Source organism: Rhodopseudomonas sp. B29 (genome assembly GCF_000333455.1).
In the GTDB taxonomy this organism is placed as follows: Bacteria; Pseudomonadota; Alphaproteobacteria; order Rhizobiales; family Xanthobacteraceae; genus Rhodopseudomonas.
This window is the reverse complement of the sequence record NZ_BADD01000069.1, coordinates 1-10,234: the sequence shown is the minus strand read 5'-3', so window position 1 is coordinate 10,234 and position 10,234 is coordinate 1. Positions and strand designations below refer to the sequence as shown.

Here is a 10,234-nt window from a genome sequence, read left to right as displayed (position 1 = left end):
AGGTGATGCACGGCGCCTTGAAGCTGCACAGCGCCCGGGCGCTGACTTACTATCTCGACGAACTCCACAAGCTGGGCTCGGAGCTGTCTCTGGCGTCACATCTGGCGGCGGTCAGCGACGCGGTCCGTGCCCTCGCGGAGAATTCGCCCGATCACTCGCCGCATCGCGAGCACGAACCTTATCGCCGCGCCGTCGCCGGCATCTACACGCGGCTCGCCGCCACCGCGGTGAAACTCGGCATCGAGGCGGCGCGCGCGCCGATCGGCGCGGCGGCGCCGTATCCGGATGTCGACTCCTTCAGGGCCGATCTCGACGCGCTTCACGACTCGCTGGTCAGCCACAACGCCAGCGTCATCGCCCGCGGCCGGCTGCGTCAGCTCCGCCGCGCGGTGGATTGCTTCGGCTTCCATCTCGCCAGCCTCGACATCCGCCAGAATTCCGCGGTGCACGAGCGCACCATCACCGAGCTGATGGATGCGGCGCGGCCAGGCACGTCCTACATGGCGCTGAACGAAGAGCAGCGCATTTCCGCGCTGACCGCCGAGCTGCGCAGCCCGCGGCCGCTGGCGTCGCTGTTCGTCAAATACTCCGACGAGACGGTGGGCGAGCTTGGCGTGTTCCGCGAGGCCGCGGCAGCGCACGCCACCTTCGGCCCACAGGCCATCCCCCAGTGCATCATCTCGATGACCAAGGGCGTCTCCGATCTGCTCGAAGTCGCGGTGCTGCTCAAGGAGGTCGGGCTGATCGACCCCAAAGGCCGCAGCGCGCTCAACATCGTGCCGTTGTTCGAGACCATCGAGGATCTGCAGGCCTCGGCCAAGATCATGGACCGGCTGCTGTCGATTCCAGAGTATCGCCGTCTGGTCGACAGCCGCGGCGCCGTGCAGGAGGTGATGCTCGGCTACTCCGACAGCAACAAGGACGGCGGCTTCGTCACCTCGGGCTGGGAGCTGTACAAGGCCGAGATCGGCCTCATTGAAATCTTCGGCCGCCACGGCGTCCGGCTGCGGCTGTTCCACGGCCGCGGCGGCTCGGTCGGCCGCGGCGGCGGCCCGAGCTACGACGCTATCGTGGCGCAGCCGGGCGGCGCGGTGAACGGCCAAATCCGCATCACCGAGCAGGGCGAGATCATCACCAGCAAATATTCCAACGTCGAAGTCGGCCGCAACAATTTGGAGATCCTCGCCGCCGCGACGCTGGAAGCCAGCCTGCTGCAGCCCAAGCGCGTCGCGCCGAGCCTCGATTATCTCGAAGCGATGGAGCAGATCTCCGCGCTCGCCTTCAAGGCCTATCGGGCGCTGGTGTACGAAACCGACGGCTTCGTCGATTACTTCTGGTCGTCGACGGTGATCAACGAGATCGCCACGCTCAACATCGGCAGCCGCCCGGCATCGCGCAAGAAGACCCGCGCCATCGAGGATCTGCGCGCCATCCCCTGGGTGTTCTCATGGGCGCAATGCCGGCTGATGCTGCCGGGCTGGTACGGCTTCGGCAGCGCCATCGCCGCCTGGGTGTCGGCGCATCCGGAGAAGGGCATCGCGTTCCTGCAGCAGATGTACAAGGAATGGCCGTTCTTCCGCACGCTCTTGTCGAACATGGACATGGTGCTGTCGAAGAGCTCGATCGGCATCGCCTCGCGCTACGCCGAACTGGTCGCCGACGTGGAACTACGCGACCGCATCTTCGGCCGCATCCGCGACGAGTGGCATCATTCGATCGAGTATCTGCTCGACATCATGGGCCAGGATCGCCTGCTAGAAACCAACCCAATGCTGGAACGCTCGATCCGCCACCGCTTCCCCTATCTCGACCCGCTCAACCACGTCCAGGTCCAGCTGCTCCGCGAACACCGCACCCACGATCCCGACGAGCAGGTGCTGCGCGGCATCCAGCTCACCATCAACGGGATTTCGGCGGGGCTGCGAAACAGCGGGTAGACTTGTCATCAGCCGAGTTCCGCTTGCAGTCACCGGGCTGAATAGCCGTTACTAACTCTCCCCGCTCGGAACCATTCCATCTCTCCATCATTTCTCCGGCTCATATGCTCGGAGGGATGGATGGATCAGAATTTAGCAACCGCGCAGACCACGGCCGGCGAATCCGCCGTATCCGGTGTGTCCTGGGCCGCGGTGCTCGCCGGCGGGGTTGCGTCGTGCGCGCTGACGCTGGTGCTGCTGGCGTTCGGCATGGGGCTGGGCTTCACCGTGGTGTCGCCGTGGGGCAATTCCGGCGTCTCGGCCACGACGTTCAAGATCGGCACCGGCCTGTATTTCGTCGTGATGGCGATGATCTCGTCGGCGGTCGGCGGCTATCTGGCCGGCCGGCTGCGAGCGAAGTGGACCGATATCAATGCCCACGAGGTGATGTTCCGCGATACGGCTCACGGCTTCCTGGCCTGGGCGGCGGCGTCGCTGCTCGGCGCCGTGTTGTTGGCGTCGCCGGCCACGGCATTGCTGGGTGCAGGCGTCGGCGGTGCGGCCCAAGGTGCCGCCACTGCCGCGTCGGCGGGGCCGATGGACGGTTATGTCGATACGCTGCTGCGCTCGCCGAACGCGCAGAATGGCAACCCGGCCGACAGCCGCGCCGAGCTGACGCGCCTGATGACATCGAGCCTGCGTAATGGCGGCGATCTCAATCCGGCCGATCGCAGCTATGTGGCGAGCATCGTCGCCGCTCGCACCGGGCTGAGCCAGCCCGATGCCGAAAAGCGCGTCAACGACGTCATCACCACCGCCAAGTCCAATCTCGACGCTGCCCGCAAGGCTGCGGCGCAGCTGGCGATGTGGCTGACGTTCTCGCTTCTGCTCGGCGCATTCTGCGCCGCGCTCGCCGCCACCGAGGGCGGTGGCATGCGTGACGGCACCTGGGGCCGTGATGCTTTCCGCCGCGCCAAATTCGTCCAGCAAAGGAGATAGATCATGCCGATTCTGTTGTGGCTGCTCGGGATTCCGCTTCCGATCATCCTGTTGATCCTGCTGCTGCGCTGATCGCAGCTTAGTCAAACGGCCCGCCTGATGGTGGGCCGTTTCGTTGAGAGGTGGCATCTAATACCTGCCTGCCATCCATGCGGCGCTTTCACTGGCCGTGTCGCGGCGGATGGCGATCTCGTTCGGCGCATAATTTTATCAGGATTGACCGCGCACCGTGGTAACTGCGTGCCGCATGCCGCACTCCCATACAGTTCTTCAGCGGTACTACGTACCAGCGCTGCCACGCCAAGCGGCGGATTGCTCGTCCGTTCGGCATTCGCAACTAACCGCCTGAACTTAAGTCAGATGGCCGGTGCCGCTGCGCTGGCGTTAGCTTCCCCACTGCAACTTCAAAGCTACGCGCCGTGCTGCGACCTCGTTCGCGCGCGCTCGCCGTCGTGGGGGACGACTATGATTTATCTCGTGACTCATTATTGGCTCTGGCTCGCGGCCGCCGCGATCGTCGGCGTCGCGACGCCGATCGTCGCCGACAAATTCGGCTGGGCCGCGGATCTCGAGAACTACTGGCTGAGCCGCATGGGCGTCGTCGTGGCGATTTTGCTGGTGCTCGTCGCCGGCCGGCTGCTGTCCGGTCAGTCAGCGCTGTTGCTGGAGATCGCCGTCGGCCTTCTGTTGGCTTATGTGGCTGGTGGCCTGCTTGGCGGTGCGAAAGGCGGGCTGCTGCCGGTGCGGTTCGAAGGCTGGTGGGTCGGGTTGTTCGCCACCTTCCTGATCTGGGGCGTGTTCGCCATCACCACCGCGCCGAAGATCGCGCCGGATCTGCGCGAGGCTGTTGCCGAGGTGGTGAAGGAGGCCAAGGCCGATCCGCTGAATTTCGACGTCAGCGGCCGCGACGTGCTGCTGCCGGCCGATCTCGGTGCAGCGCGCACCGAGCTGGTCAAAGAGATTGCCCAGGTGCCGGGCGTGCGCCGCGTCGACGAGGTCGATGATCTGACCGGCCCGGCGCTCGCGGCCAAGACCGTCGCCAAGCTGCAGGCCGAGGTCGCCGCCAAGCAGGCTGCCGACAAGGTCGCCGCCGAGAAGGAAGCGGCCGAAAAGGCGGCCGCCGAAAAGGCCGCGGCGGAGAAGCTGGCCGCCGACAAGGCCGAGACCGCGCGCCGCGCCAAGGCGGAAGCCAAGGCAGCTGCGGAGAAAGTTGCGGCAGAGAAGGCGGCAGCCGAGAAATTGGCCTCTGAGAAGCTGGCGGCCGAAGAGGCGGCCAGGCAGGCCGCTGCCAAAGCCGCCGCCGAGAAGGCCGCTGCTGAATCCGCCAAGCCGAAGGCTGCGACCGAAATCAAGACCGCCAATGCGGCGGGCGAGATTGCGGTGACGCCAGCGCAGGCCTGCCAGAGCAATGTCTCGGCGCTCGCCACCGCCGAGAAGATCAACTTCGAGCGTCGCAGCGCGACGATCGACAAGGCGTCGCTTCCGGTGCTGACCAAGCTGGCCGCCGCGATCGCGCAGTGCCCGGCGGTGACCATCGAAGTCGCCGGCTACACCGACGCCGCCGGCAAGAAGGCCGCCAACGAAACGCTGTCAAAGCGCCGCGCCGAAGCGGTGGTGGCAAGCCTCGCCAAGCTCGGCACCGGCTCCGCCAAACTCGTCGCCGCCGGCTACGGCGCCGACAAGCCCCTCGCCAGTAACGACACACCAGAGGGCAGGGCGCAGAACCGGCGCATCGAGTTCGTGGTGAAGTAACCAAGTCTCCCCGTCCTGAGGAGGCGCGTAGCGCCGTCTCGAAGGACGAGGCAGCACGGCCTCAGCCTCATGGTTCGAGACGCTCCGGCCAAGCTCTTTGAGCTTCGCCGGAGCTCCTCACCATAAGGGACTGGAGGACTTTAACCTAGTCTGCGCCACGCAGCAGTAGGACAGCTGAACAATCTGCCTCTCGCCGTCATTGCGAGCCAAAGGCGAAGCAATCCAGCTCCGTGCACTGCGCTGGATTGCTTCGTCGCTTTGCTCCTCGCAATGACGGAACGTACGAAGCGCCTACACCGCGTCCCAGCTGAACACATCCGCCGAGCGATCCAGAGCGTAGAACGAGCCTTTCAGCGCCGGCATGCCGTGCTCGGCGATGGTTTCGCAGGTCCAGCCGCCGTCGCGGTGGACGGAGCGGAGCGGGCGGGACTGGCCCATCAGGAAGATCTCGTTCATGCGCGACGCGAAGATCTGGCCGTTGACGTCCTTGGCGGCGTCGCTGAGCAGATACGCGACCAGCGGGGCGATCTTTTCCGGGCCCATCTGCTGCAGCCGCGCGACGCGGGCTTTCTCTTCTTCGGTCTCGGTCGGAATCGTGCCGATCATCCGCGTCCAGGCGAACGGCGACACGCAGTTGGAGCGGACGTTGAAGCGCTGCATGTCGAGCGCGATCGATTTCGACAGGCCGACGATGCCGAGCTTGGCGGCCGCGTAGTTGGCCTGGCCGAAATTGCCGATCAGTCCCGAGGTCGAGGTGAAGTGCACGAAGGCGCCGCTTTCCTGCTCGCGGAAGAAGCGTGCGGCCGCATGCGAGACATAGAACGAGCCCATCAGGTGCACCTTGATCACCTGTTCGAAGGCGTCGATGCTCATTCGGTGGAAGATGGCGTCGCGCAGGATGCCGGCGTTGTTCACCACGCCGTCGACCCGGCCGTAAGTATCCACCGCCTGCTTGACGATCTTGCTGGCCGGCACCGCCTCGGCGACGCTCTCGAAATTCGCGACCGCGGTGCCGCCCTGCTTCTTGATCTCCTCGACGACCTGCTCGGCCGGCGCGGCGTCGGTGCCCGAGCCGTCGGCGGCGACGCCGGGGTCGTTGACCACCACCTTGGCGCCTTCGCGCGCCGCGAGCAGCGCGATCTCGCGGCCTATGCCGCGGCCCGCGCCGGTGACGATGACGACTTTGCCGTCGAGCGATTTGGCCATCTTGTCGTGTCCTCCTGGGCTGTCCCGTCTTGTCCCGCGACGGCGGGGACGGTTGTGGTTCGGTGATGCGCCATCCGGCCGGGCAGCGTCAACCTGCGTGGACCGCAGGCCGGCTTGCGTTGGCCATGGCCAAGCGCGCGGCGCCGCGCTAGTGGAGGAGGCCTCGAACCTCAACTCCGGCGAGGGGCGGACGTGGTCCGCGGCCATCGCTGTCTATCGGAAGCCCAAGCCATGACAGATCACCCGACGCTCGCCGCGCTTGCGGCCGACCTCGCCTCCGGCCGTACCACCTCACGGAAATTGGTCGAGGCCTGTCTGGCGAAAATCGACGATCCGGCCGGTGAGGGGCCGCGCGCTTTCATGCATGTCGACCGCGAGGCGGCACTGACGGCGGCCGACGCGATGGACAAGCTCCGCGCCATCAAGGCCGAGCCGTCGCCGTTCGCCGGCATCCCGGTCTCGATCAAGGATCTGTTCGACATCAAGGGCCAGGTCACGCGCGCCGGCTCGCGCGCGCTCGACGACAATCCGCCGGCCGAGGCCGATGCGCCCGCGGTGGCGCGGCTGCGGCGCGCCGGCTTCGTGGTGATCGGCCGCACCAACATGACCGAGTTCGCCTATTCGGGCATCGGCATCAATCCGCATTACGGCACGCCGAAATCGGTGTACCGCCGCGACGTCGGCTACGTTCCGGGCGGCTCGTCCTCCGGCGCCGCGGTGTCGGTGGCAGACGCCATGGCGCATGCCGCGCTCGGCACCGACACCGGCGGCTCCTGCCGGATCCCCGCGGCGAATAACGGCCTCGTCGGCTACAAGCCGTCGCAGCAGCGCGTCCCGCTCGACGGCGCGGTGCCGCTGTCGTTCTCGCTGGATTCGATCGGGCCGCTGGCGCGCAGCGTCGCCTGCTGCGCGGCGCTCGATGCCGTGCTGGCCGATCAGCCGGTGGTGCCGGTTGCGCCGCGGCCGATCAAGGGTCTGCGCCTTGCCGTGCCGACCACCGTGGCGCTCGACGATCTCGACGAAGCCGTCAGCGCAGCCTTCGCGCGCGCGCTCGAGGCGCTGTCGGCGGCCGGCGCGATCATCGAGAAGATCGAAGTGCCGGAGTTCAACGACGTCGCGCCGATGAGCGCCAAGGGCGGCTTCACCGCAGCGGAGAGCTACGCCTGGCACCGCTATCTGATCGTCGCGCACGGCGACGTCTACGATCCGCGGGTGCGCGAACGCATCCTGCGCGGTGAGGCGCTGAGCGCGGCCGAATATGTCGACCTGATCGGTGCCCGAAAATCGCTGATCGCCCGCGCCGCGGCACGGCTGTCGCCCTATGACGCGGTGGCGATGCCGACGACGGCGATTGCGGCGCCCACCATCGCCGAACTCGCCGACGACAAGGCCTTCACCCGCGCCAATCTGCTCGCGCTGCGTAACTGCACGCTGATCAACATGATCGACGGCTGCGCCATCTCGCTGCCGATGCACCGCACCGGCGAACCGCCGCTCGGCCTGATGCTGGCGGGTGTGAACGGCGCCGACCGGGATGTGTTCGAGATCGCGGCGGGCTTGGAGAAGGTGGTGCGGGGCTGAGGTCGAGCGGCGGAGCGGAGGCCCCGACGTTTATGCTTTCGTCTTGACCACGCTGAAGGTGCCATTGGCACGCGCGCAACGCACGCCGTCCGCGGTGACGAAGGCCTGCGCCACGCAAAGCGAACTGCCGAGCTTGACCACCTCTGGTTCGATCTGCAGCCATTGACCGATACTGGCCGGTCCGAGAAAATCGATCGCCAGCGACGAGGTGAGCAGCCGCTGGCTGCCGCCGAGTTTCAGGCCGCAACTGTAGCCCATCGCATTGTCGGCCAGCGCGGTGACCAGGCCGCCATGCGCGAGCCCGCGTGAATTGGTATGCGCTTCACGGATACGCAGGCCGAGGATCACGGCGTCCGCTGTTATTCTGGAATACAGCGGCTCCCACGGTGCGGTAAGCGGGCTGCTGCGCGCGTGTCGTTCGAAGCCGGGCGGTAGGATCTCGTCCGAAGATTCCGTGGTCTGCGTAATGCTCATCAAATCCATCGCTGCTGATTGCGGTCGCGCCATATGACCGCACCAGCGCCGCATCTGGCAACGCCGACAAAGTTTGAAGCACGCGATGAGAGAATGTTTGAAACCCGATGCCGTCCGGCGCGAACCCGAGCGATGTCTCGGTGCCGTGACCTCCAAGGACGCGTCATTCCGGGGCACGCGCGTCAGCGCGTGAACCCGGAATCTCGACATTGTGGTGTGCTCAGTCGTCGCTACCAGCTCGGGATTCCGGGTTCGCTCGCTGACGCGAGCGCCCCGGAATGACGGGCCCTCTATCGTCATTGCGAGGAGCGCAGCGAAGAAGCAATCCAGCTAGGTGCACGGAACTGGATTGCTTCGCTTCGCTCGCAATGACGCGGAAAGTTCGTCACCCTAGGGCCGCGGTCGCTTAGTACGGCAACCCCACATAATTCTCCGCCAGCGCCGTCATCGCCGCCTGGGAGTTGACCAGGTAGTCCAATTCGGCGGTCTGGATGCGCTGGGAGAAGCCGTCGCTGTCGGGGAAGCGGTGGAGCTGGGTGGTCATCCACCACGAGAAGCGCTCGGCCTTCCACACCCGGCGCAGCGCGTTGGCCGAGTAGGCGTCGATGCCGGCCTGCGACTTCTCACCGTAATATTCACGCAGCGCGCGCGACAGGTAGTACACGTCGCTCGCCGCGAGGTTGAGGCCCTTGGCGCCGGTCGGCGGCACGATGTGGGCGGCGTCGCCGGCCAGGAACAGCCGGCCGAACCGCATCGGCTCGGCGACGAACGAGCGCAGCGGCGCGATGCTCTTTTCGATCGAGGGACCGGTGACCAGCTTGTGCGCCGCCTCGTCGTCGAGCCGGCTCTTGAGCTCGTTCCAGAACCGCTCGTCGCTCCATTCGGCGACGTCGTCGGTCAGCGGGCATTGCACGTAGTAGCGGCTGCGATGCGCCGACCGCATCGAGCACAGCGCGAACCCGCGGTCGTGGTTGACGTAGATCAGTTCGTGCGACACCGGCGGCGTGTCCGACAAAACGCCGAGCCAGCCAAACGGATAGATGCGTTCGTAGGTCTGCACCGCGCTCTGCGGCACGCTCTGCCGCGACACGCCGTGATAGCCGTCGCAGCCCGCGACGAAATCGCACACCACCTCGTGGGTCACGCCGTCCTTGACGTAGCGGACCTTGGGCGAGGTGCCGTCGATGTCGTGGATGCTGACGTCGGCCGCGTCGTAGATCGTGGTGAGGCCGGCGGCTGAGCGCGCTTCCATCAGGTCACGTGTCACCTCGGTCTGGCCGTAGACGGTGACGATCTTGCCACCGGTGAGAGTCTTCAGGTCGATGCGATGACGCTTGCCGGAAAACGCGATCTCGATGCCGTCATGGGGCAGGGCTTCCTGATGCAGGCGCTGGGCGACGCCGGCCTCTTCGAGCATGTTGACCATGCCCTGCTCGAGCACGCCGGCCCGGATCCGCGACAGCACGTAATCGGGGTCCTTGCGCTCCAGAATGACGTTGTCGATTCCGTATTTGTGCAGCAGTTGCCCGAGCAACAGCCCGGACGGTCCCGCGCCGACGATCGCCACCTGTGTCCGCATCAACGTTTCCTCGGTGTTCGTAGATTTCGCCTCGTTAGGCGACGGTTTTGGCGCCGTCTAGCTGGCGGCGGCCATCTAGCTGTTATGACAGAAGGGGTCACTTGCAATAAAGGTTATATCCTATAACAATGCCGCCAAATGGCCATTTAAGGCCAGCCAAGAGGGAGAAACCACCGATGAGGAAGACCCTGTTCGCGCTGCTGCTCGCGAGCACGACCTTCGCTGCCGCGCCGCTCGCGACCCCGGCCGCCGCCCAGGACAAGACCGTCAACTGGAAGATCTCACTGTGGGTGCCGCCGGCGCATCCGCTGGTCCCGGCCACCAAGGAGTGGGCTGCGGACATCGAGAAGGCGTCGGGCGGCACCATCAAGATGTCGGTGTTCCCCTCCGAGCAACTCGGCAAGGCCTTCGACCATTACGACATGGCGCGCGACGGCATCGCCGACGTCACCTACGTCAATCCCGGCTATCAGCCCGGCCGCTTCCCGATCATCTCGGCCGGCCAGCTTCCGTTCACCTTCAAGGACGGCAAGAAGGGTACGCTGGCGCTCAACGAATGGTACCAGCAGATTGTCGGCATAGGTTTGCGTGAATTCACCGAGCGCAGCGTGGATCGCCGAGCCACGATCCGCCGCCGACAGCGGCATGCCGACCGGATCGAGCGGCGACAATCTCAAGATGTACTTCGCGTAGATCGTGTAAGGATCGCGCAGCCAGTCTTCGATAG

At 66.0% G+C, this 10,234-nt stretch carries 7 protein-coding genes and 1 pseudogene; 5 read left to right on the top strand and 3 right to left on the bottom strand.

Annotated features, from left to right (window positions below):
- The 3 genes from ppc to I5M_RS02475 all read left to right on the top strand — a co-directional run.
- The coding region (gene ppc / locus I5M_RS02485; protein WP_031335111.1) for a phosphoenolpyruvate carboxylase at positions 1-1,937 on the top strand (1,937 nt) is incomplete at its 5' end.
- Between the two features lie 120 nt (positions 1,938-2,057).
- Positions 2,058-2,915, top strand: a complete 858-nt coding sequence (locus I5M_RS02480) for a hypothetical protein (protein WP_022719951.1) — start codon at positions 2,058-2,060, stop codon at positions 2,913-2,915.
- Between the two features lie 477 nt (positions 2,916-3,392).
- Positions 3,393-4,667, top strand: a complete 1,275-nt coding sequence (locus tag I5M_RS02475; protein WP_244431917.1) for an OmpA family protein — start codon at positions 3,393-3,395, stop codon at positions 4,665-4,667.
- A gap of 291 nt (positions 4,668-4,958) precedes the next feature.
- Here I5M_RS02475 and I5M_RS02470 read toward each other — a convergent pair whose 3' ends face one another.
- Positions 4,959-5,873, bottom strand: coding sequence for an SDR family NAD(P)-dependent oxidoreductase (locus I5M_RS02470; protein WP_022719949.1), 915 nt, complete (start codon positions 5,871-5,873; stop codon positions 4,959-4,961).
- Positions 5,874-6,104: 231 nt separating this feature from the next.
- On the opposite strand from I5M_RS02470, the gene I5M_RS02465 reads away from it, so the two are divergent.
- A complete protein-coding gene (locus I5M_RS02465) occupies positions 6,105-7,454 on the top strand; it encodes an amidase (protein WP_022719948.1) in 1,350 nt (449 codons plus the stop codon).
- A gap of 30 nt (positions 7,455-7,484) precedes the next feature.
- On the opposite strand, the gene I5M_RS02460 is transcribed toward I5M_RS02465, so the two are convergent.
- Positions 7,485-7,928: a PaaI family thioesterase gene (locus I5M_RS02460; RefSeq protein WP_031335109.1), complete on the bottom strand. Its 444-nt coding sequence runs from the start codon at positions 7,926-7,928 to the stop codon at positions 7,485-7,487.
- 406 nt (positions 7,929-8,334) lie between these two features.
- Entirely contained in the window at positions 8,335-9,507 is a 1,173-nt protein-coding gene (gene pobA / locus I5M_RS02455) for a 4-hydroxybenzoate 3-monooxygenase (protein ID WP_022719946.1), read from the bottom strand.
- A 176-nt stretch (positions 9,508-9,683) separates the two neighbouring features.
- Between pobA and I5M_RS29050 the strand changes: the two are divergent.
- Positions 9,684-10,234, top strand: a pseudogene (locus I5M_RS29050) (hypothetical protein); the annotation flags it as partial.